26 protein-coding genes and 1 riboswitch are annotated in these 22591 nt (G+C 37.2%); of the genes, 8 read left to right on the top strand and 18 right to left on the bottom strand.

The genetic code is table 11. The features are described 5' to 3' along the window. The first annotated feature begins 276 nt into the window (after positions 1 to 276). Together hpaB and CEQ21_RS20950 are read left to right on the top strand one after the other, a co-directional pair. Positions 277 to 1740: a 4-hydroxyphenylacetate 3-monooxygenase, oxygenase component gene (gene hpaB / locus CEQ21_RS20955; protein ID WP_185766175.1), complete on the top strand. Its 1464-nt coding sequence runs from the start codon at positions 277 to 279 to the stop codon at positions 1738 to 1740. Between the two features lie 173 nt (positions 1741 to 1913). Next, positions 1914 to 2417 (top strand): YhcN/YlaJ family sporulation lipoprotein, encoded by a 504-nt coding sequence (locus CEQ21_RS20950; RefSeq protein ID WP_185766174.1) that lies wholly within the window; start codon positions 1914 to 1916, stop codon positions 2415 to 2417. Between the two features lie 42 nt (positions 2418 to 2459). On the opposite strand, the gene CEQ21_RS20945 is transcribed toward CEQ21_RS20950, so the two are convergent. Both CEQ21_RS20945 and CEQ21_RS20940 read right to left on the bottom strand, forming a co-directional pair. Then, positions 2460 to 2720: a spore coat protein gene (locus CEQ21_RS20945; protein ID WP_185766173.1), complete on the bottom strand. Its 261-nt coding sequence runs from the start codon at positions 2718 to 2720 to the stop codon at positions 2460 to 2462. Between the two features lie 147 nt (positions 2721 to 2867). Next, a complete protein-coding gene (locus CEQ21_RS20940; RefSeq protein ID WP_235907296.1) occupies positions 2868 to 3524 on the bottom strand; it encodes a DUF3885 domain-containing protein in 657 nt (218 codons plus the stop codon). Between the two features lie 133 nt (positions 3525 to 3657). Here CEQ21_RS20940 and CEQ21_RS20935 point away from each other — a divergent pair, with 133 nt between their 5' ends. Next, positions 3658 to 3945 carry a late competence development ComFB family protein gene (locus CEQ21_RS20935; RefSeq protein WP_235907295.1) on the top strand — a complete coding sequence of 96 codons (288 nt, stop codon included), beginning with the start codon at positions 3658 to 3660 and terminating at the stop codon, positions 3943 to 3945. 78 nt (positions 3946 to 4023) lie between these two features. Here CEQ21_RS20935 and CEQ21_RS20930 read toward each other — a convergent pair whose 3' ends face one another. The 3 genes from CEQ21_RS20930 to CEQ21_RS20920 all read right to left on the bottom strand — a co-directional run bounded on the left by CEQ21_RS20930 (position 4024) and on the right by CEQ21_RS20920 (position 7018). Next, positions 4024 to 5535, bottom strand: a complete 1512-nt coding sequence (locus tag CEQ21_RS20930) for an MDR family MFS transporter (protein WP_185766171.1) — start codon at positions 5533 to 5535, stop codon at positions 4024 to 4026. 82 nt (positions 5536 to 5617) lie between these two features. After that, a complete protein-coding gene (locus CEQ21_RS20925; protein WP_185766170.1) occupies positions 5618 to 6238 on the bottom strand; it encodes a TetR/AcrR family transcriptional regulator in 621 nt (206 codons plus the stop codon). A 249-nt stretch (positions 6239 to 6487) separates the two neighbouring features. Next, a complete protein-coding gene (locus CEQ21_RS20920) occupies positions 6488 to 7018 on the bottom strand; it encodes a pyrophosphohydrolase domain-containing protein (protein ID WP_185766169.1) in 531 nt (176 codons plus the stop codon). 229 nt (positions 7019 to 7247) lie between these two features. Here CEQ21_RS20920 and CEQ21_RS20915 point away from each other — a divergent pair, with 229 nt between their 5' ends. Next, positions 7248 to 7574, top strand: coding sequence for a hypothetical protein (locus CEQ21_RS20915; RefSeq protein WP_185766168.1), 327 nt, complete (start codon positions 7248 to 7250; stop codon positions 7572 to 7574). An 80-nt stretch (positions 7575 to 7654) separates the two neighbouring features. Here the strand turns inward: CEQ21_RS20915 and CEQ21_RS20910 are convergent, their stop codons facing one another. After that, positions 7655 to 7804, bottom strand: coding sequence for a hypothetical protein (locus CEQ21_RS20910; protein ID WP_185766167.1), 150 nt, complete (start codon positions 7802 to 7804; stop codon positions 7655 to 7657). Positions 7805 to 7979: 175 nt separating this feature from the next. Here CEQ21_RS20910 and CEQ21_RS20905 point away from each other — a divergent pair, with 175 nt between their 5' ends. The 3 genes from CEQ21_RS20905 to CEQ21_RS20895 all read left to right on the top strand — a co-directional run bounded on the left by CEQ21_RS20905 (position 7980) and on the right by CEQ21_RS20895 (position 10072). After that, on the top strand, positions 7980 to 8855 hold the full coding sequence (locus tag CEQ21_RS20905; RefSeq protein WP_185766166.1) for a LysR family transcriptional regulator: 876 nt from the start codon (positions 7980 to 7982) through the stop codon (positions 8853 to 8855). A gap of 153 nt (positions 8856 to 9008) precedes the next feature. After that, positions 9009 to 9386, top strand: coding sequence for a CidA/LrgA family protein (locus CEQ21_RS20900; RefSeq protein WP_235907294.1), 378 nt, complete (start codon positions 9009 to 9011; stop codon positions 9384 to 9386). Beyond that, complete coding sequence (locus CEQ21_RS20895; RefSeq protein ID WP_185766165.1) at positions 9383 to 10072, top strand: LrgB family protein; 690 nt, start codon at positions 9383 to 9385, stop codon at positions 10070 to 10072. Before CEQ21_RS20900 ends, CEQ21_RS20895 begins: the two co-directional genes overlap by 4 nt. 34 nt (positions 10073 to 10106) lie before the next feature. On the opposite strand, the gene CEQ21_RS20890 is transcribed toward CEQ21_RS20895, so the two are convergent. Then, positions 10107 to 10310: a cold-inducible protein YdjO-related protein gene (locus CEQ21_RS20890; RefSeq protein WP_185767359.1), complete on the bottom strand. Its 204-nt coding sequence runs from the start codon at positions 10308 to 10310 to the stop codon at positions 10107 to 10109. 345 nt (positions 10311 to 10655) lie between these two features. Between CEQ21_RS20890 and CEQ21_RS20885 the strand changes: the two genes are divergently transcribed. Next, complete coding sequence (locus CEQ21_RS20885) at positions 10656 to 10949, top strand: DUF6509 family protein (protein ID WP_185766164.1); 294 nt, start codon at positions 10656 to 10658, stop codon at positions 10947 to 10949. A 44-nt stretch (positions 10950 to 10993) separates the two neighbouring features. Here the strand turns inward: CEQ21_RS20885 and CEQ21_RS20880 are convergent, their stop codons facing one another. The 11 genes from CEQ21_RS20880 to CEQ21_RS20830 form a co-directional block, all read right to left on the bottom strand. Continuing rightward, positions 10994 to 11395 (bottom strand): cytosolic protein, encoded by a 402-nt coding sequence (locus CEQ21_RS20880; RefSeq protein ID WP_185766163.1) that lies wholly within the window; start codon positions 11393 to 11395, stop codon positions 10994 to 10996. A 130-nt stretch (positions 11396 to 11525) separates the two neighbouring features. Next, entirely contained in the window at positions 11526 to 11726 is a 201-nt protein-coding gene (locus tag CEQ21_RS20875; protein WP_127737764.1) for a cold-shock protein, read from the bottom strand. A gap of 105 nt (positions 11727 to 11831) precedes the next feature. Continuing rightward, positions 11832 to 13301 carry a degradosome RNA helicase CshA gene (locus CEQ21_RS20870; RefSeq protein ID WP_185766162.1) on the bottom strand — a complete coding sequence of 490 codons (1470 nt, stop codon included), beginning with the start codon at positions 13299 to 13301 and terminating at the stop codon, positions 11832 to 11834. Positions 13302 to 13632: 331 nt separating this feature from the next. Further along, a complete protein-coding gene (locus CEQ21_RS20865) occupies positions 13633 to 13833 on the bottom strand; it encodes a cold-shock protein (RefSeq protein WP_127737763.1) in 201 nt (66 codons plus the stop codon). A 192-nt stretch (positions 13834 to 14025) separates the two neighbouring features. Beyond that, on the bottom strand, positions 14026 to 14862 hold the full coding sequence (locus tag CEQ21_RS20860; protein ID WP_185766161.1) for a bifunctional 5,10-methylenetetrahydrofolate dehydrogenase/5,10-methenyltetrahydrofolate cyclohydrolase: 837 nt from the start codon (positions 14860 to 14862) through the stop codon (positions 14026 to 14028). 37 nt (positions 14863 to 14899) lie between these two features. Further along, positions 14900 to 14984, bottom strand: a riboswitch (ZMP/ZTP riboswitch). Positions 14985 to 15821: 837 nt separating this feature from the next. Further along, the gene (locus tag CEQ21_RS20855) at positions 15822 to 17501 is read right to left on the bottom strand and encodes a glycerol-3-phosphate dehydrogenase/oxidase (RefSeq protein WP_185766160.1); all 1680 of its coding nucleotides are present in this window, start codon (positions 17499 to 17501) and stop codon (positions 15822 to 15824) included. Positions 17502 to 17674: 173 nt separating this feature from the next. Beyond that, on the bottom strand, positions 17675 to 19168 hold the full coding sequence (gene glpK, locus CEQ21_RS20850) for a glycerol kinase GlpK (RefSeq protein ID WP_185766159.1): 1494 nt from the start codon (positions 19166 to 19168) through the stop codon (positions 17675 to 17677). Positions 19169 to 19224: 56 nt separating this feature from the next. Further along, the gene (locus tag CEQ21_RS20845; protein WP_127737759.1) at positions 19225 to 20043 is read right to left on the bottom strand and encodes an MIP/aquaporin family protein; all 819 of its coding nucleotides are present in this window, start codon (positions 20041 to 20043) and stop codon (positions 19225 to 19227) included. Positions 20044 to 20252: 209 nt separating this feature from the next. Beyond that, the gene (locus tag CEQ21_RS20840; RefSeq protein WP_185767358.1) at positions 20253 to 20792 is read right to left on the bottom strand and encodes a glycerol-3-phosphate responsive antiterminator; all 540 of its coding nucleotides are present in this window, start codon (positions 20790 to 20792) and stop codon (positions 20253 to 20255) included. Between the two features lie 28 nt (positions 20793 to 20820). Further along, the gene (locus CEQ21_RS20835) at positions 20821 to 21477 is read right to left on the bottom strand and encodes a phosphatase PAP2 family protein (protein WP_185766158.1); all 657 of its coding nucleotides are present in this window, start codon (positions 21475 to 21477) and stop codon (positions 20821 to 20823) included. 121 nt (positions 21478 to 21598) lie between these two features. Beyond that, positions 21599 to 22438, bottom strand: a complete 840-nt coding sequence (locus CEQ21_RS20830) for a non-homologous end joining protein Ku (protein ID WP_185766157.1) — start codon at positions 22436 to 22438, stop codon at positions 21599 to 21601. Positions 22439 to 22591 lie beyond the last annotated feature (153 nt).

Here is a 22591-nt window from a genome sequence, read left to right as displayed (position 1 = left end):
CCTAAGGTTCCACTTGAATCAAAAAAGACAGACCATAAAAAAACAAACCGGGCTTGCTACTGTTAAATAACAGTACTTCCATGCTTTTTTTCAAAATTAAATCTATCCCCTCACTCACTAATATTAATATTGAATATTCGAATAATCTAACTTTTGACCTATCCATGAGATTAATTTCTTAACACCCTTACTCATATATATGAAAAACGTGGAACAATAAGCAACAGTCGTTAATAAAATAGCTTTAACTAATATCAATATAAGGGAAGGATTTTTATGGGGGCTATAAATGGAAAAGCTTTTATACAAAGAATTGATAACATGAATTCGGAAATATGGCTGGACGGCAGGAAAGTCACACAAAAACTGTCAACACATCCAGCATTTAAAGGGATACTGGAGGAAAAAGCTTCCTTATATGACATGCAGACAAACTTAGACTTGGAGCAGCTAATGACATTTTCTTCTCCGCATACAGGCGAACGTATAGGATTATCCTATCTGCAGCCAAAAACGAAAGAGGATTTATATAAGCGCCGTAAAATGATGGAATGTTGGGCAAAAGCAAGCTTTGGGATGATGGGCAGAAGTCCTGATTATTTAAATACAGCGGTAATGAGTTTGGCTTCATCAGCTAGCTTGCTTGCAGGCAAGGAAAATTGTTTTCCGGAAAACATTGTACGGCTCTATGAAGAAGCAAGAGAGCGTGATTTGACTTTTACGCATACTTTTATTACTCCACAGGTGAATCGTTCACAAACATTTTTAGAGGATGCTAAAGAACCTATTTCTGCTAAAGTCATCGCTCGTACTTCCGAAGGACTTGTTATAAAGGGAGCGCGTCTTTTGGCAACACAGGGTGGAATAACGGACGAGGTTCTTGTGTTTGGTGCACCAAAGTTTGATAAAAACGAGGCATTTGCATTCAGTATTCCTTCTAATACGCCTGGACTTAAGTTTATTGGCAGAGAGTCATTTGCAGGTGAGAATTCTCAAATCGATCATCCATTAAGCTCTCGCTACGACGAAATGGATTGTATCCTTGTATTTAACGATGTATTGGTGCCATGGAACCGCGTATTTTTTTATGACAATTTAGAAGCTGCAAATGAATTTTTAAACTCCAGCTCCTTCCACCATTTCGCATTACATCAGGTTTTAATTAGACAAATCGTCAAAACGGAATTTTTATTAGGAATTGCCGAATTGATCATTGATACAATTGATATAAGAGAGTACACTCATATACAAGAAAAAATGGCAGAAATCATTATTACACTTGAAACGATGAAAGCGTTATTAGATAAATCTGAGAATGATGCAATATATGATAATTGGGGCGGCATTGTCCCTAATATTACTCCCCTGCAAGTTTCCAGCAATATTTTTTCAAAAAATTATCCTCGATTTACAGAAATTATTCAATTACTTGGGGCAAGTGGACTTGTTACATTACCAACACAAACAGCTTTTCAATCTGAAATTAGAAAGGATTTACTTCAGTATTTGCAGGGTGCAAATAAACAGGCAGTAGAGCGCAATAAAATCTTTCGTTTAGGCTGGGATTTAACAATGAGTGCTTTTGGCACAAGACAAACACAGTATGAAAGATTTTTCTTTGGCGACCCGGTAAGATCAGCGAGCAGTTTGTACCGAAATTATGCTTTAGATGAGCATGTGCGAACGGTAAGCAACTTCTTACAATTAGGACATTCAGATGATGATAATCCGACAAAATAAAACGGCCTTTGCCTTCCAATCAGGCTAAAGACACAAAAGGAAATGCTTAAGACTTTAGGAACTATTAGGATGCGGTTATAATAGCTTTTTACCTTTATGGTGATACCTTGTACATATTAAATTAAGTTCTCGGGAAAACTTAATTTGAACCATATACAAGGAGGCAAATCACGATGAAAAAAATGAAGCATATGCTTGCAGTTGCTGCCTTAATGACAATCATTACAGGCTGTGGCAATGATGACGATAATAATAACACAGCCATGAATGATGATAAAAATAATACTGCAAACAATTTAACTGATAACAGTGTTGGCTATAAAACAGATGAACGCAAAAAAGCCAACCTAGATGTCGCAGACAAAGCAGCGGAAAAAGTAAAGGATATGAAAGAAGTTAAGCGTGCTGTTGTGATGAAAACAGACGAAAATGCTTTTGTTGCTGTCCAGCTTGAAGGCAATCAAGAAGACGGTGTAACAAATAAGCTAGAGGATAAAATTGCCGATCGTGTCAAAGATACAGATAAGGACATTGATAACGTGTATGTATCCTCTAATCCTGATTTTTTTGATCGATTCACAAATTATGCTAATGACATCGAAGATGGAAAACCAATCAGCGGATTATACGACGAATTTGTCGAAACTGTTAGAAGAATTTTCCCTAATTCACGCTAACAAAAGAAAGATGCCCATCCAATTGGATGGGCATCTTATATATTAATAAGGATAGTAAGGGTAGGATGGGTACGGATATGGGTATGGATATCCTCCGTATGCGTATCCTCCGTAATATGGCCCTCCGATAAGTGATCCTGCAGCAAGACCTCCGAGAAGTCCCGCAGCGAAAGGAACTCCAAATCCGTACGGACGGTAACCCCACGGTCTTCTACCATAGCCAAAATGGCCGCCAAATGGCCTTCCAAATGGTCTTCTTAAATCAGCACTGTTAATTGGATAATTTGCAGCTATCTCATTCATCTCTATATAACCTCCTCCTGTAATCCTTAATACGATATTCACCCAGCCCTGATTTTGTCTAGGTGATTTGCCTAATTGTGGAGGAAAAATAAAAATGTGCAAACTGCTCACGCTATTTTTGTCATCTTACATTTTTTTAACTTGTCTTTACTTGTTGCTTGGTGAAAACAAGGAAGCCATTTTTTCTCGATCATAATCCAATAACCAATGATTATAATTCCTATAAATAGCATGCAGGTTTTGTTTACTTGCCGCAATAATATCACAGCCACGATCATCATATAGATGATAAATCATCTGCTTCGTGTGATTTATCAAGTAAATGTTATAGCCTATCCGCCTATCCCCTCTTAGAATAGTTTGCGAATCACCCATATCTTCATGGCATATTGCTTTAAGCAAGGAAGCGTATCTAATTTCGGCCTTCTTACAAATAAGACTAAACCGATGGGTAACTCCCTCTTCCTCCTCCAATTCAGGGAGTGTTTGGTGCGATAATTGATATAATTTTTGTTTACTTTTTATGAATTTAGAATATACATTCAGCGGACGCTTCTGCAGATACTTGTTGCTTTTGAAAGTATGGACATCTGTCACAAAAATAATGTTATCCTCTTTTGCAAACACCTCATTGAATAATGTGGTGGAACGTTCATAAGCTTGGTTCATGCCACCCTTTTCATTCCATTTAATTGGATCTGCGATTTCAAATCTTAATCCATAATTCCAGCTGTAAAATAACGGTGGCTCTAATACTAAATCCTTAAAATGGCTTTGTAAAAATACATTCACCTGGTTAATCAAAATAGCTTCTCCTTCGCTGAATAAATAATAAAAATAATTTTCTTGATTCGATAAACAAATGTTTAGAACTGAGTGAAAAAATCCCGGAATTTGCCGATATAAATAATATAGTGCAATATGTGGGGGAATAGCTATGGATAGAAAATACTTAAATGTCATGGAAGAAATCGTCGAGTCTCTCGTAACCTATTTATTGCTCAGTCCCGATTTCCAGCTTTTTTGTAAATGTGAAAAATGTAAAATGGATATAATTGCATACAGCCTAAATAATCTGCCACACCATTATGTTACTACAGATAAAGGCAGAGAACATGTTTTTGAGCAATTGAATACAGACGAAAACCGCAAATGGATAAACAAACGAATTATCAGTGCGATTTATCTTGTTGGAAACTATCCAAAACATTTGAATGAGCATTAATGTCTTATACTTTTCAGTATTTTTTTATGACCTATAAAAAGAAATAAACCAGGCATTTGCCTGGTTTATTTCTTTTCTTTAATTAGTTGCAGGCTTTGTTGTTGCATTACCTTGTTTTTCAAGCTCCTTCACTGCACTTTCGCTTGTATCTGCACGTTTAACAAAGAAGGCAAGAATCAATGCGATAATATTGATTGCAAGTGTTACGTAGAAGGAATATTGAATACCTTCTAACAAAGCTTTTTGTGTAATCAACGCTGCAGAGGATTGTGTGATTGTTGCAGGGTCAACACCTGCCATCATGCTTTCTGCGTTCGTTTTTGTTACGGTATTCATGATTGTAACTAATATTGCTGTCCCGATGGAACCTGATACCTGCTGTGCTGTATTATTAACAGCCGTTCCATGTGGATTCAAGCGTGTAGGAAGCTGATTTAAACCATTTGTCATAATTGGCATCATAACCATCGACATACCGAACATACGAAGTGTATACACAAGTATGATATACGTATGTGTTGAATCAAGCTGCACATGTGCCAGCATATATGTGGATAATCCTGTGATAGCAAGGCCGATGACAGCAAGAACACGAGGTCCAAACTTATCAAACAGTCTTCCTGTGATTGGAGACATTATTCCCATAATAATCGCCCCTGGAAGCATCATTAACCCTGAATCAAGCGGTGAAATCCCCCTTACGTTCTGCACGTAGGCTGGTGTTAATATCATCCCTGAGAACATGGCAACAGCATTAACTATAGCAATGACTGAGCCAAGCGCAAACATCGGATATTTATATACACGCAAGTCAAGTAGCGGCTCTTCCATTTTTAATTGACGGATGATGAATGCAGCTAAAGCTAGTGCCCCGGCAATTAATGTTGTTAGCACAATTGGATCTGTCCAGCCATCAGAGCTTGCGGAACTAAAGCCATACAGCAATCCGCCAAATCCAATCGTTGATAACACAATAGAAATATAATCAAGTGTTGCATTTTTATTTTGATTCATAACGTTCTTAAGCTTCCATACCGCAAGCAGTAAGCTAATAACAGCTAGTGGAAGAATCATTTCAAAAAGAAGTCTCCAATCGTAATACTCTACGATATAACCGGATAATGTTGGACCGATTGCTGGAGCAGTAATCATAACTAATCCGAATATCCCCATTGCAGCCCCACGTTTTTCACGGGAGAAACTGATTAACATAATATTCATAAGCAAAGGACCCATTACAGAAGATCCTGCAGCTTGAATCATACGTCCAGCAAGCAATGTGCCGAAGTTAGGCGCGAATGCTGCCAACGCCGTACCTGCTGTAAAGATAGCCATTGATGTAATAAATAGGCTTCTGTTTGAAAAGCGGGTCAAAAGAAATGCCGAAGCAGGAATTAATATACCACTAACAAGCATATAGCCTGTTGATAACCACTGTACCGTTGAATAATCTGCTATTTTTAAATCCACCATAATGGATGGCAGCGCAACGTTTAAAAGGGAGTTATTCAAAAATGAAACGAAGGCTCCCACAAAAAGTATGGCAATCATCAAATATGGGGGTTTTTTTTGTTGTAAACTTGAATCCATCTATTTTATCTCCTCACTGTTAAATCCTCATGTTATTTACCTTTAGTTTGCTTAAGACCCAGTTACTTTATGATTGTTTATCTTAATCCTCTGTCTTACAAAAACCTCTTTTTAGCAGTTTCATTTGCATCAGATAGCTGTTTTCTGCTTCTTTAGCGGTAAGATCCTTCACAAACATTTGCACTAAATTATGAAAGGTAACAGCTGTCATTACCCTTACCATGTGATGTAATTCACTTTCATCTTCTATATTCAGCATGCTTTTATCAATCGATTTAGAGATGTTTTCAAAATGACTTTTTTGCTTTTCTTCATATACATTATTGGCTAAAGTATTTTCCAATTTATAATTCATATTCAAGAAAGCATTTTTAAAAAAGTTAGCTTGGTCTTTGTCTTTATGACTGCTTACCATAAATCTAAAGGACTCAATAAACGTTTTAAACAAGTCACCATTATTTTCCTGTAATATTAATAGAAATTTTTCGGTATTTTTCTTAGAGGTTTCACTCAATAAATAGAAATACAAATCCTCTTTATCATCAAAATATTGATAAAAACTACCTCTTGGAATACCTGCGCTTTTAATGATATTTGCAATGGAAGCTTCATGAAGCGGCACTCTTGAAAACTCCTCTTTAGCAGCTAGTATTAGTGTATCCTGCTTATCTTGAGCTAAATGAAAAAAAGTTTGTTTTGGCATAACATAACCCTACTCTCTTCATGTGACACTGTGTCATATGTGATAACAAATTTTATTATATGTGACACTGTGTCATATGTCAACATAAAAACATGACAACGTGTCATTTCATTTGCTTCTTAATTTTTAGCTGCATACTTCTTATATGATGTTTCATACCTTTGTATATGAAAAAGTATTTGAACAAGCAAAAGAGCCAGGAGGAATCCTTTTAAAGATACTCTCCTAGCTCTATATGTAGTTAGCTCATTATCCTTTGTGCTTTTGCTTGTCAATTTCTTCTTTTAAACGTCCTTCAGGAGCAAAATCCTTTTCCCAATTTGGCGGCTTGATGATTTTTCCATCTTCTTCCCTGAATCTCGGTTTACCATCTTCAAACAGCTTGCCCATATTTGCTTCTTGAACAATATTGAATAAATTAAACGGTTCAACTCCGGCAATAACAAAGCTGCCTTGGTTGAAATATTCAACATCTGTCAAAGCATCCATTTGTGCCACAAGCACATCATCAACAGGTTTTTTCTCTGTCATGATTTTATCTGCTGCTTTATGAAGTCCTTTAAGGAATTGCTGGAATAATTCTTGGAATTTCTCTTCCTCACCTGCTGCAGTAGCGTAAAGGAATTCCACAAGCTCTTCTCCTGTCCAAACAGCTCTGTTAACGGCAGTTTTGTCCGCAATCGGCTTAGGACTTTCGCCTACTTGGTGGCCAAATGCCTGATGAAAATCCTTAACCATATTATACATAATATTTAAATCTTTATTTTGTTCGTTTGCCATACTGTACTCCCTTTATAAATAGTCTTCCATGAGTATTTTACCATTATTGTTCCCAATATGGGACTTACATTCTGTTTTTTTTGAAATCCCTAAAAAAACCACGCGATTTTCTTTTATATAACAACATTTCAGACCAAGCAGCTGTACACATAATAAACATGTGAAAAAACACTAATTTACTAGCATTTAAACCCCTGTTATAATACTAGAGGAAAGAGGTGTTGAATCAGTGGATATATTCAGTATTAAAGAATTATCAGAGGTTATACGTCATGTCGAAATTGAAGGTCAAGGGGGTATCTTTACAGAAGAAACCGGAAAACTGCCAAAGGATTATCCAAAAGAATTTCTGAGTCGAATTGTCAACTATATATCCGACCAAGTATTAATCGAGAAGATTGATGCTTTAACCGAGGATGAAGCACTTCATATGTTTGTTAAATCTGTTTATATTGTGCGAATCAAACATTTTGAAAGCCCAAATTATTTAGAAGAAAATGCAATCATAGAAAAAGTTTTTGAAGATTATATAATGGAACCTTCCGCGCTGAAATAAGCGCTCACTTTAGATACTATATTCAGGCTGCTTAGCGTGCTGTGCCTAAACAGCCTGAGATTTATATAAAATATAAGAGCTTAATGCTGTTCCTTATTGCGATTAACATTATTTGCGATAAATTCCACAGTAGTTTTCTTCGTAATTAACTTTTCATACTTCTTTTGCGCCATTAAATTATTTTTCCAGTCAGAATGCTTTCTTTTCGTTTTCAGCTCATGCGTATTCATAGCATCCACACCCTTTTCATTCATTCTAACGTGTCTTTACCCTCATGTTGCTGATTATAAACACTTCATCCCTTAATGTTCGATCTTTTTTTGAAATAATAATATTTACCTGTTCCTTTTTCTCCTAGTAGAGTACAATAATAACCATTAATCAAGCGAAGAATAGAGGAGAAACATGGATATTAGGCAGCTAATGTATTTTGTTGAAGTGGTTAAACAAAAAAGTATGACAAGAGCATCAGAAAAACTGCATATTTCACAGCCTGCATTAAGTAAGGGGATCAAAAGTTTAGAAGAAGAGATTGGGATTATACTCATTAATCGCTCCAATAAAACGCATGAGCTAACAGATGCTGGCCAGATTGTGTACGAATATGCACAAAAAATTATGGCGCAAATGGATGAGATGGCTACTACTCTCCATGACATGACTAATCTTGCAAGAGGCAACATTACAATCGGCATTCCACCAATGATTGGCAGTTTGTTTTTTCCTAAAGTAATTGCTGCATTTCATAAAGCTTATCCGAATATTCACATCAATATAAAAGAATATGGAGCTGCAAAAGTTGTTAAGAGTGTGGAAGAAGGTGAATTCGAAATTGGTATTGCTGTATTGCCGCTAACCGATGAATCTTCCTTTAATGTTTTTCATCTTGTAAGTGAAGAAATCAAACTAATTGTTAATGAACAGCATAAGCTTGCAGATAGAAAGCAAGTCCATATGAAGGAGCTGAAAGAGGAGGAATTCATTTTTTATAGCGAAGAGTTTGCTCTGTATGAAATGATGAAAAGAGGCTTCATTAATGAAGGATTTGAACCAAACATCATTTTTAAAAGCTCACAATGGGACTTTATGATTGAAATAGTGGCAGCAAACCTTGGAATCTCCATGCTCCCAGAATCCATATGTAGCAAAACTACGAATAATCAAGTACGAATTATGGATTTAAATCCAGTAACAAACTGGCAATTAGCTGTCATAACAAAAAAAGACCGCTATCTTTCTGTCGCGGGAAGAAGGTTTATAGACTTTATTCTTCAGCAATAGCTGCCCTTCTTCCCCTCCCTTCCTCTCCTTTTGTTATTTCACGAACTCATCATAACTTTTAGTTATATTAATTATAATTATTATGTATTTTACGAATACCGACAATCATCGTATTATATCCATATAGTTAATCTTTTGATTGACATTAGGAAGGTGATTGGATTGAAACTACTCATAATAATGGGGCAAATTGCCTTTATACATCTTTTTCTTTTTCTAGGAATGGGAATAAAAATGGTTGTGTCCGTTCCACTGCCGGCATCCATGATTGGTCTCATTTTTTTATTTATAGGATTGCAGTTTGGCTGGATTAAATTAAAATGGGTGGAGCAAGGAGCTGCCTGGCTGTTAGCAGAGCTGCTGCTGTTTTTTATTCCTTCTGCAGTCGGAATCGTTAATTATGAAGAGATTTTTAACATGAAGGGGATCGAAACAGTACTTCTCATTGCTGTCAGTACCTTTATAGTCATGGGTGCAACAGGCTTTACAGCAGAAAAAATTTATAATAGAAAGAGAAGTTTTCATAAATGAATATTTTACTGTTTACAGCGTTAACTTATTTTTTTTACAGGCTGACAAAGTGGGGCTATAATAAGTGGAAAAATCCATTATTGCACCCACTCTTGCTGGCACCATTAATGTTGATACTTGTTATCAGCTGCCTGCACATACCTGCAGGAAACTATACGGAAGCTTCCCGATTTTTAACTCACTTGCTTGGTCCTGCAACAATAGCATTTGCTGTGCCAATTTATAAGCATAAGCATTTGCTGAAGAAATACTTCGGTGTCATGCTTATAAGCGTCACAACTGGAACGGTTGTTGCCATCGTTTCTTCGTATTTCTTTTCGATGTTCATTCATTTAAGACCTGATTTTATGATAAGTATCCTCCCTCGTTCAATTACGACTCCAATTGCGATAGAAGTTTCACAGGAAATCGGCGGGCTGCCGCCATTAACAACAGTATTTGTTATTCTGACAGGAATCATTGGTGGAATTATTGGACCATGTGCGATTAAATTTTTGTCTCTAAAATCACCGATAGCCAGAGGCTTAGCATTAGGCATGGGTGCACATGGAGTCGGAACAACAAAAGCAATGGAATTTGGAGAACAGGAAGCCACCTTTTCAACACTTGCGATGATATTAGCTGCGTGGATTACGGTTATTTGGGGTAGCTCTCTCATTCCATTATTGATGAATATAACGAGTTAAAAAAAAAACTAAAATCCAAAAGGATTTTAGTTTTTTATTTTGAATAAATGCTATTATTATTGACGACTTGTAATTCTCTTGTCGTTTGTGCCATATCACTGCCGCAAATTGGGCATTTCGGTGTTTCACTGCTTTTAAAATTGTCTCTTAACCAACACTTACATGTTTCAGATACACAATCCCAAATTACTACTTCTTCTTTTACAACTTCCTCGTTATTCTTCCGGCCAAAACCCATTGCCAAATGAAACACCTCCATGAAGCTTTTGTTTGTTTCGGCTCTGGATACAATGCCAGAGTACGTTCGAGCCGATAAAAAATAAAAAATCACTTGTAAACGTAAGAAATCTACAGACTAGATCTTAAAAAACAAGTGAAAAAACATATCTATCTTTTAACCTATCTTATAATTATAGCACATTAATAAAAAAAGTCAAATAATTAATATTTCATAGTAACATATTTCATTTCAAATGAAAAGCATTAGCTATCCTGAAAGCAATATGATATTATTTTCGAGTGTGCAATAAATTCACCGATACTTTCAAATACTAGCAAGTACTAACATAGGAGGCTAACACAAATGAATATAACAGAATACACAGTTGAAAAGCTTCAAGATCCTACAGGTATTTTATCTGGAGACCGTTATGAATTTATCTTACAGCTTGAAGAAGAGGAAGAAGATGAGCTGTTTGAGGACGGTGCAGTTGAGCTGAAAGTATTATTTTTCGTTGATGAGAAGGAAATGAAGGTACTAAATTACCATTTCCATAACAGCAGTCAGGATAAGTACCTAGACTTTGCATTAGAAGATGAAGAGCTCCAAGAGATCCACAGCTTTTGCAGCAGTCACTACGCATCAGAAGAGGCTTAATCTACATAAAAAGGAGCAGGGTATTCCTGCTCCTTTTTCTCATCTTATACTTCTACAGACTTCCCGTCTTCTACAATATGATGCATTAAATGTGCAAGGTAATGAATTGGACCAAATTCTTGTTCATCCGCCTCTTCCTCTTCATCCTCATCAATTTGCAGATCATTCAAATGCAATGCGATAAATTGATAAAAATCCTTTAACTCAAATGAATAACAAGCTGAAGGAGATTCATTCTCCTCTTCATATTGAAGAACTAAATAAGATTCTTTGCCATTTTCATCTACTGCATCAAAATAGATGAAAAAGCCGATATTTGTATCAAGCTCAAACAGCTGTCTAGTTCCACCGCTTGTGACACGATTGAAATCCTCTTCGCTTAATTTTTGGACGTTAATATTATCCATACCGTCTTCCTTATGAAATTCAACAGTATATTCCTTCATATATAAGCACCTCTTTCTTAATCAGCCTTAATTGTAACAGACTTTGTCCATTTCACAAAAAACATTAGCCTAAAAAATGAACAATGCGAAAAAGAACCCTGTTTATACAGGGTTCTTTGAGATAAGCATATTAAAGTTTCGTTACGTTAACAGCTTGTGGGCCACGTGCGCCATCTTCAATATCAAAGTTAACTTCTTGACCTTCATCTAATGTTTTGAAACCGTCTGTTTGAATTGCAGAAAAATGTACGAATACATCATCTCCACCTTCTACTTCGATAAATCCAAAACCTTTTTCTGAGTTAAACCATTTTACTTTACCTGTTGCCATTTTATTGCCTCCTAGATTTAAATAACCAGGATATACATTTATATCCTTCATTTGTACATTTTAACCATTTTGAAGAAAAATTAAACATAATCCAGAAATATTTTTTTAGTCTCTGCTTCTATTTCTGTTTCTGCTTCTTCTTTCTCCGCCGCCGCCGTTGCCGTTGCCACCGCCACGGTTGCGATCATATCCGCGTCCGCCTCTGTCACCACTACGACGACGTCCTCCGCCAGAACGGTCACCTTTCGGCTTTTTAGAACGAAGCGGTTCAACAGCAGTCAATTTAACTGGCGTTGCATCCGGCTCTTTTGTTAGAAGCTTTAATGCACTTGCAAGCAATGTAACAGAATCTGTTTCTTCCAGCAAAGTTTCCGCAAGACGCTTATATTCTGCGAATTGGTTTTCTTCAACTGTTTTTTGGATTTTGTTGATTGTTGCCTGTTGGTTTCCTGCCAATACATCTGTAGTTGATGGAATTGGGTTTTTCACCATTTTTTTCTTCGTAACATTTTCAATGATGCGAAGGTGATCCAATTCTCTTGGAGATACTAATGTTACTGCATAACCTTTTTTACCTGCACGGCCAGTACGACCAATACGGTGAACATAGCTTTCAGGGTCTTGTGGAATATCAAAGTTGTAAACATGAGTTACACCGCTAATATCCAATCCGCGAGCAGCTACATCTGTTGCTACCATGATATCAATTGTTTGCTCCTTGAAACGGCGGATTACTTGATCCCTTTTCCCTTGTGGAATATCACCATGGATTCCTTCAGCAGAATATCCACGTTTAATTAAACCTTCAACTACTTCATCAACACGTTTTTTCGTTCTTCCGAAAACAATCGCAAGATCTGGTGATTGGATATCAAGAAGACTGCATAGTACATCAAACTTTTGGCGTTCTTGCAGCTCGATATAGTGTTGTTCAATATTTGTAACAGTCATTTCTTTCGCTTTAACCTTAACAAGCTCTGGCTCCACCATGAAGCGCTCTGCCAATGATTGAATTCTTTTTGGCATTGTTGCTGAGAAAAGTAAAGTTTGACGTGTTTTTGGTGTTTCACTCAAGATTCTTTCGATATCTTCGATGAAGCCCATATTTAGCATTTCATCTGCTTCGTCCAAAACGATCATTTTTGTATCTTGCAGACGAATTGTTTTTCTTTCAATATGGTCGATAAGACGACCAGGAGTTGCTGCGATAATCTCTGGCTTTTTCTTTAATCCGCGGATTTGACGGTTAATATCTTGTCCACCATAGATTGGCAATGTACGGATGCCTTTTACTGCACCGATACGGTTAAGTTCTTCTGCAACCTGTACAGCCAATTCTCTAGTTGGCGCGATAACAAGGCCTTGAACAGCTTTACCAACTTCGATTTTTTCCAAAAGTGGAACACCGAATGCTGTTGTTTTACCTGTTCCTGTTTGTGCCTGTCCGATCATATCTTTACCAGCAAGACCAATAGGAATCGCCTGTGCTTGAATTGGTGTTGGTTCTTCAAAACCCATATTGGATAATGCTTTTTCTAAACTGCTGCTTAAATTAAAATCTGAAAAAGTCGTCAATACTTTTTCCTCCTTCGTTAGTGCTCATTGCCTTAAATACTTATAAAGAATGCTGGTAGTCCATTGGGATACCTTAGCCTATTTTACCCAAGTTGGTAGGCATTTAAATAATTTAATCTTGAAAAATATTGGAGCAAGAGCTTTGTATAATTATTGATAAATATATACTCTCCACTTCCATTCACTTTTTTTCATGTTCCAAAACATTCTTGAAAAAGTATTAGGGGATTTAAATTCCTGATGAAAATGATTGGGATTGTGGAGCGATAGCGTACTACACTAAAAAAAGGTGATGCATTAAGGAAAGGCATCACCTTTAATCTAAAAATTATTAAGCTTTGTTTACGTTAGAAGCTTGAGGTCCACGGTTACCTTCAACGATTTCGAAAGTTACTTCTTGGCCTTCTTCTAAAGTTTTGAAACCTTCTGATTGGATAGCGGAGAAGTGAACGAATACGTCTTGTCCTTCAGTAGACTCGATGAAACCGAAACCTTTTTCTGCATTAAACCATTTTACTTTACCTGTGTTCATTGTAAAACCTCCAAAATTGTGTTACACCTTTAAGAACTTATATAAATCTTTAGGAATCAGTGAAGCATCGCTACCTTTTCGGACATAGGCTGTATGTGCAACCATGACCAACAATCCTTAAAAAACATATACCGAACTTACAAGCGTTATATACATCATATCTTCAATATCGACTTTTGTCAATTAACTTTTTTAATTTGCCTCTGCTGAATCCACTGTATGCTTTAAAAGCATGCTGATTGTTACAGGACCTACACCGCCTGGCACTGGAGTAATTGCTGAAGCATTTGCAAGACATGCTTCGTAATCAACATCCCCGACATTACCTTTATTATAGCCTGCATCAAGGATAACAGCGCCTGGCTTAATCCAGTCACCTTGAATGAAATTCGGCTTACCAACTGCAGCAACAACAATATCAGCCTGTTTGACATGCTCAGCCAAATTTTTAGTGCGAGAATGACAAGTTGTTACCGTTGCATCTTCATTTAATAGCAATGCTGATACTGGCTTACCAAGAATTGGACTTCTGCCAACAACGACTGCATGCTTTCCGCTAGCGTCAATACCATAATGCTCCATTATTTTCAGTATTGCAGCAGGTGTACAGGATGGGTATCTTCCGAAGCCTAAAGCTGTTTGTCCGTATCCTAGGCTCGTTACACCATCAACGTCCTTATCTATCGCAATTGTTTCAAATGCCTTTCTTTCATCAATATGGTCAGGTACAGGATGCTGAAGCAAAATTCCATGTACGTTACTGTCTTCATTTAACGATTGAATTGTTTCAAGCAACTGTTCTGTTGTTGTCTCTTTGTCTAAATGGATTTTTCTGCTGTCAATACCAAGCTTAGCACACGCATTACCTTTCATGCGTACATAAGTAGCGGAAGATGGATCTTCTCCAACAAGAATTGTTGCAAGACAAGGTGTAATGCCTTTTGTCTTTAATGCTTCGATTCTGCTTTTCAATTCTTCCTTTACTGTGTTTGCTACTACATTTCCATCTAAAATAACTTTCTCAGACATGTATATCCCTCCAGGTATTGTGTTAGAAAGGTTTATCACCTTTTGCCCAGACGACCGGCTATACACCTTTCACAGCTCCCATATGGTTTATTCCATTATTGTCGTCAGTCACTGCGAAACGAATCTATTTACTAGGTAATAATAACATAGCTCTCATTTTATGAAAACAAGTTTCGACATGAAAAAAGGGCATCTCCTGTTAATTCAGGAGATGCCCAGTGGTGAGTGCTGCAATAGATCTTTGTTCATTATTATATGAAGAAAGTAGACCTATGTAAAAACTTGCACTTTTATTGGCATATATTTAAGGAATGCACTACTAATTAGTGCCATTGCCTAAAACAATGAAAGCCCTACCTCTCTTTCATCCTTACGGCTCCGAGGCCGTGCCAGTGTGAATTTAGGTTCTATCAGTTAGAACGGCGGCAAAAATAACATTAACTGAGAATAATTTTTGGAAGGGTTAATCCGCATATGAGAGATTATTTTTAATGTGATTTTTGGAGAAGATTGTTAAAGTGGTGTTTATTCTGTTTTTCAACTGTTCCTGGTTGGTTTGCATCTACATAACTTTACACAAAATCTTTTACTTTTATAATTCAAATCCGTTCTTGCCTCAAATACATACAAGTAATAGAATACCCTATTATTTACATTTTGTCAACCGTGCTGTATATCGGTAATAAAAGGCATAATTTTATTATAAAAACAAAACACCCGATTTTCAGCATAGTAATAGAGTATGTTCCTAAGATTAGTCCGTTTCATTGCGCTGCGCACACTCGCTTTTGCGGGGTCTTCTATTTCCCGCAGGAGTCGATTTGCCTCCGTTGCATTTCAACATATTTCTCAATATTGTCTCTGTTTAGAAATCACAAAGAAAAAAACTGAACTATTAATCGCTGTAATAGTTCAGTTTTTTAACCGTGACTAACTCAAATGTCACACCATCTATTTCGTTACATTATATTATTTAATAGTTCTGCTGATTGTAAATCTGCTGGAATTGTTGCGTGTTGGATTTCTTTTTCGAGTTGTTGCTTATGGTATTGTTGTTCTGCTTGGTCCCATTCGTAATAGTTTGCCATATATGCAAGAACAGCTTCTTTATGTTTTAATGCTTCTGTTATGTCAAACAGGAGCATTCCCGTTCTCCGAAGCAGTACGTCGACCGGTGTCATTGCGAGTTCGCGCTGCATCGCATAGTGGATCTTCGCCCAAAGTAGGACAGGTAAGTTAGACTGTTGTGCTGCTGCTTTCTTTTCCGCAACTAGGTTGAAAATGTCTGGTGCGTTGCTTCCGTACATTTTCGCAATCGCGGCAGCGTCTTCTCTTGTTAAGCCAGCATTTATGCCTTCTGGAATAATTCGTTCTATATAGCTTTCAAAGTTGGCTGAACCACCAACTTTTCCTCCTGATATCGGCAAATGCTTTGTTTGACAGCCACTAAAGCTACTGCCTTTTTCTGTTAATTTTTTACCAACAATTTCAAGGACTGTTTCTGCCATTTTACGATAGCCAGTCAACTTACCTCCAGCGATTGTCACAAGTCCAGAATCTGATACCCAAATCTCATCCTTCCTTGAGATTTCTGATGGGTCCTTTCCATCCTCCAAAATTAATGGCCTAACTCCAGCCCAGCTTGATTCTACATCATTTTCTGTTAGATTGACTGCCGGGAACATATATTTAATCGCATTAAGAATATATGTGCGGTCCTCCACTGTCATCGCAGGGTTCACTGGATCTTCCTTATAGAAGGTATCTGTTGTTCCAACATAGGCCTTATTGTTCCTTGGAATCGCAAATACCATTCTTCCGTCTGGTGTATCAAAGTAAATGGCTTGTTTTAACGGAAATACAGATTGGTCAATGACGATATGCACACCTTTTGTCATCTGCAAAGTTTTCCCTTTTTTGCTGCCATCCTTTTCTCTAATAGTGTCCACCCATGGACCTGCTGCATTAACAACAATATCAGCAAAAACTGAATAAGTTTCTCCAGTTAATACATCTGTTACATATACTCCATTCACTTTGCCTTCGTTATCATAAAGCAGTTTTTCCACTTTCGTATAGTTTAAAGGAGTCGCTCCTTTTTCGATTGCTTCCTTCATTACTTCAATTGTTAATCTGCTGTCATCTGTACGGTATTCCACATAATAACCGCCGCCTTTAAGGCCTTCCTTTTTCACAAGAGGCTCTTTTGCAAGTGTCTGATCTTTAGTGAACATTTTTCTTCTTTCCTTTTTCTTAACACCTGCAAGAAAATCATAGACACGTAAGCCGATACTCGTTGTAAACTTTCCAAACGTGCCGCCTGTATGGAAAGGCAGAAGCATCCATTCTGGTGTTGTAACATGTGGACCATTTTCGTAAACGACCGCTCTTTCCTTACCAACCTCTGCTACCATTTTCACTTCGAACTGTTTTAAATAGCGAAGTCCCCCGTGGACAAGCTTTGTTGATCTGCTTGATGTGCCTGCAGAGAAATCCTGCATTTCCACTAATGCGGTATTCATCCCTCTTGTTGCTGCATCAAGCGCAATCCCAGCACCAGTTATTCCTCCACCAATGACTAGCACATCAAATTTGTTTTCCTGAAGTTGTTTTTTTAAGAAATTACGATTCGTTTTCATTTGGATGTCCTCCTAAGAATTATGTCCAACAAAAAAGAGACCACAAAGAATCATTACCAATACGTGATAACGACTTTGTGGTCTCTCCAAATCTCCGGACATTTTATTAACTTGTGTTTATTATAACATAATTATATATATATTCATAGTATTTAGAATTAATTTGTATTAGCTTAATTTTTGAAAGCCATTGTTGCTTGAACCGCTTTCTTCCATCCTGAATAAAGTACTTCTCGTTGTTCTTCTTCCATTGCTGGATCAAATGACTTATCTAATTTCCACTGCTCAGCAATTTCAGCCTGATCCTTCCAGAAGCCTACAGCAAGCCCTGCTAAATATGCGGCACCAAGAGCCGTTGTTTCATTAATGACAGGTCTTTGTACTGGAACATCCAAAATATCTCCTTGGAATTGCATTAAGAAGTTGTTTTTTACTGCTCCGCCATCTGCTCTTAATGTTTTTACACTTATATTGGAATCAGCTTCCATTGCAGACAAGACATCTCTTGTTTGATAGGCAAGGGATTCAAGTGTTGCTCTGACAAAATGCTCTTTTGTTGTACCTCTTGTGACACCAAACATCGCACCGCGCACATCACTGTCCCAATATGGTGTGCCAAGCCCAACAAAGGCAGGAACTAAATAGACTCCATCAGTTGAATCTACTTTCGTAGCATACGCTTCACTGTCTTTTGCATCCTTTAGCATTCTAAGGCCATCACGAAGCCATTGAATAGCAGAGCCGGCAACAAAGATACTTCCTTCTAGCGCATATTCGACCTTTCCGTTTAATCCCCATGCAATTGTGGTTAACAAACCATGATTAGAGCGGACTGCTTTTTCTCCTGTATTCATAAGCATGAAGCAGCCTGTTCCGTACGTATTTTTCGCCATTCCTTCCTCAAAGCAAGCCTGGCCGAACAATGCTGCTTGCTGATCTCCAGCGACACCCGCAATCGGAATATTCTTGCCGAAGAAGTGATAGTCAATTGTATGTGCATACACTTCAGAAGAAGGTTTCACCTCTGGAAGCATAGACTTAGGTACAGTCAAAATATCAAGTAGCTCATCATCCCACTTTAAATCATAAATATTGAACATTAAAGTACGAGAAGCGTTCGTATAATCCGTCACATGCGCTTTTCCGCCTGAAAGCTTCCAAATCAGCCACGTATCAATTGTCCCGAACAACAATTGACCGTTTTCCGCTTTTTCTCTTGCTCCATCAACATTATCAAGAATCCATTTCACTTTTGTACCTGCAAAATAAGCGTCGATCAAAAGCCCTGTTTTATCTCTAAATAATTGGTTATGTCCTTGTGCCTTAAGTTCTTCACAAATATCATTTGTTTGTCTTGATTGCCAAACAATTGCATTATAGACTGGAACACCTGTCTCTTTATCCCAAACGACTGCTGTTTCACGTTGGTTCGTAATCCCAATACCTTCAATTTGGTCTGCTTTTATATCTGATTCCGATAAAACGGTTGCAATAACAGATAGAATGGAACCCCAAATCTCACTTGCATTATGCTCTACCCAACCTGGCTTCGGAAAGATTTGCGTAAATTCTTTTTGCGCCGAATGAACAATTTCTCCTTTTTTATTGAAAATAATTGCTCTTGAGCTAGTAGTTCCTTGGTCTAATGACAAAATATATTTTTCCATCGTAATACCCCCTATTTGATTATGAAACTAGTCTACCATATTATTTCCTTCTATTATTAAGCTGCATTTTTCATTTTAATAGAATTGTTGCTTTTTGTTGCAAAAAACGCAAACCCTAATATCACTATGCTAACGATGACAACCGGCCAAAAATAGCTGGAAATTGTTCCTTTATAGAAATATTGGTAAAATACTGCTGCCAACCCTCCACCTAAGACTGGTCCAACGACTGGAATCCAAGCATATTTCCAGTTAGAATCCCCTTTACCTACAATCGGAAGCAACGCGTGAGCAATACGTGGTCCTAAATCCCTTGCCGGGTTGATAGCATAGCCAGTTGTGCCCCCAAGAGACATACCGATCACTACTATTAGTAAACCGACTGCCATCGGATTTAAGCCATCTGTAAATGTTGTTGCACCAATGAAAAGCAAGCCTAGAACAAGCATGAAAGTACCGATTAATTCTCCAAGCAGATTGGAAAAAGTATGTGGAATAGCTGGACCTGTTGCAAATACGCCTAACTTAGCTCCTTTATCATCAGTTGCTTTCCAATGTGGTAAATAATGTAAGTATACAATAACTGCTCCAATAAACGCACCAAGCATTTGAGCTATGATATATTCAGGCACTTGATTCCATGCAAAATCGCCAGTTATCGCAAGTGCGATAGTTACTGCAGGGTTAAGATGTGCTCCACTGATACTGCCAACTGCAAAGACTCCCATCGTAACAGCTAAGCCCCAAGCAATTGTAATAACAATCCACCCGCTATTATTAGAAAACGTTTTCTTTAAATTGCTACCAGCAACTACTCCTCCCCCAAAAACGATTAAAATCATTGTACCAATAAGTTCACCTAAAAACGCAGACATTAATACTCCCCCTTTTCTAAAAAACAATAAGTTTATAAAACAGCAAAAAAGGAGGGCACAACAGAAATATATCACAATAAATGTGAAAATCTGTGTGCATCTCCTTATCTCCAACACGTTTTATTAACTTGTAGATACATCATATCTTACCATGTAAACGCTGTCAATACGTTTGCAAGATTTTCTCTAGAAAAATAGTGAAAACTTTTCTATTTGTTCCATAATTCTTTTCTTGATGTTGTTATACCCGCTGCTCCAGCCTTAATCGCATTTTCAACATCCGCTTCAGTACGAATCAATCCACCAGCCAATATCGGTACATCGAGCCGCTCCTTTATTTCTTCAATCATCCAAGGCATTGTACCTGGCAGAAGCTCAATATAATCAGGTTTTGTTCGCTGTACCAGTTTAATACTTTTTTCAATGGCATGACTGTCAAGAAGGAAGACACGTTGGATGGCAATTACATTCTTTTGTTTCGCTTTTAATATAACTGATGATTTTGTCGATATTAGTCCATATGGCTTAAATTCCTGACAGACATATTCTGTCGCATAGTCGTCACTTTTCAACCCCTGGATCAAATCAACATGATATATCATTTTTTTACCGGCATTTTTGGCAAGCTTACTGATGTTCTTAAGCTGAGAAATATGTATTTCTAAAAAGACGCCAACTTCGTAACTGCTTTCCAAAAAAGCTTCGAATTCCTTTAAGTTGGATGATGCAGGTATTATTTTCTGTTCCATCATTTTTACCTCTACCCTGTTTTATTATCTATTTATTTTTTCTTTCTTCATAATAGCGGAAAACTAAGATACACACTAGTAAATACGCGGAGCCTACGGCATATCCCCCTACAATATCTGTTGGATAATGTACACCTAAATAAATTCGGCTTGTCCCAATCATTAAGATAAAAATGCAAGCAATTAGAACAGTCACTGCTTTTTTTCCATTAGTCTTCAAAATATGAAGAAGTACATATGCAGCACTTCCATAAAAAATGAGCGACCCCATACTATGGCCACTAGGAAAGCTGTACCCATGCTCTGTAATTAATGGGAGTATATCCGGTCTTTCTCGTTTAAAGATCCACTTTAGGAACTTATTTAATAATCCGCCTATACCAGGGACACAAATAAGAAAAATCGCCAGTGAATATTTCTTGTACAAGCAAAGAAGCACTGCTCCAACAACAATTGCAATGGCTATAAATTTAATAGATCCAAAATCTGTCAAGATGGCAGTCCATCTTGTTGTGGCATCTGTTTGAAATGATTGAACAAACTCGATAATGACTTTATCAAAAGCGATTATCTCTGCACCTCTGATTTGAAAGCTAACAAATAAAAAGGCAATTATAAACAAAATAACAATGCTAAGTATAGTACTGACATATTTTAGTGTCAGCTTCTTTTCACTTCTATTCAATAAAGTTTAGCCTCCTTTTATTTAGATTATCTCCCCATTATAGACAACTGTAGACAATTTTTCCAAAAAGAACTGTTTATCAATAAGTTTGTATGCAAAGGGGATTTCCCCCCTTTGCTGTTTATGCTTCCTTTGCGACTTTTTTTCTTGTTTTTGTTTTTTTGGGTTTTTCTTCTGTTGTTTGTTCTGGCTTCGTATTGTCGATAGAAGCCTGTAATGCTGCCATTAAATCCATGACATTTGTTGTCTGAACCTTTTCTTGGCTTGTAACAACATCCTTGCCCATTTTCTTGGCTTCAATCAATTCAAGTAATGCAGTTCGATATTCATCCGTATATTTCGTCGGATCAAATGAAGTAGTTAACTGATCAATTAGCAGGATTGCCGTCTCTAGCTCCTTTTTGGCAATAGTGGATTCTGCCGGAACATTTGGCACATCCTCTGCTTTACGGACTTCATCAGGAAAATGGATTGTCTCCATAACTAATGTATTGTCATATACTCTTATTACCGCTAATTGCTCTTTTGAACGGATAATAATTTTAGCAATACCAACTTTTCCCGACTCGAGTAATGCCTCTCTTAACAAAGCATATGCTTTGTTGCCGCCATCACCTGAAGACATATAATAGCACTTATCATAATAGATCGGGTCGATTTCATCCATTTTAACAAAATCAATTATTTCTACTGCTTTATCTTCATTTTCCTTTTGCAGCTTCTCTAAATCTTCCTTATCAAGAACAACGTATTTGCCTTTAGCATATTCATATGCCTTAACGATATCTTCTGGTGCAACTTCCTTTTCACAAGCAGAGCATTTTTTTTCATATTTAATAGGTGCATGACATGCTTTATGAAGTGTGCGCAGCTTTATATCTTTATCTTCTGTTGCAGTATGCAGCTTAATTGGGATATTAACCAAACCGAAGCTAATGCTTCCTTTCCACATTGTGTGCATTCTTTATTCTCCCATCATGTTTTTTCACTGACTTCTTTAAAGTGGTACTTATTAATAAAATGGCTTTTGAGCCTGCCTTTCATGCAATGAAATCTTGGAAATGAATGATTCGACTGCATAGGTGAAACACTAAAAGCAAATAAGCATTGTTAG

It is taken from the genome of Niallia circulans, from assembly GCF_007273535.1.
GTDB classification, from domain to species: domain Bacteria; phylum Bacillota; class Bacilli; order Bacillales; family Cytobacillaceae; genus Niallia; species Niallia circulans_B.
Note: the sequence above shows the minus strand (reverse complement) of the source record. Positions and strands in the feature narration are given on the sequence as shown.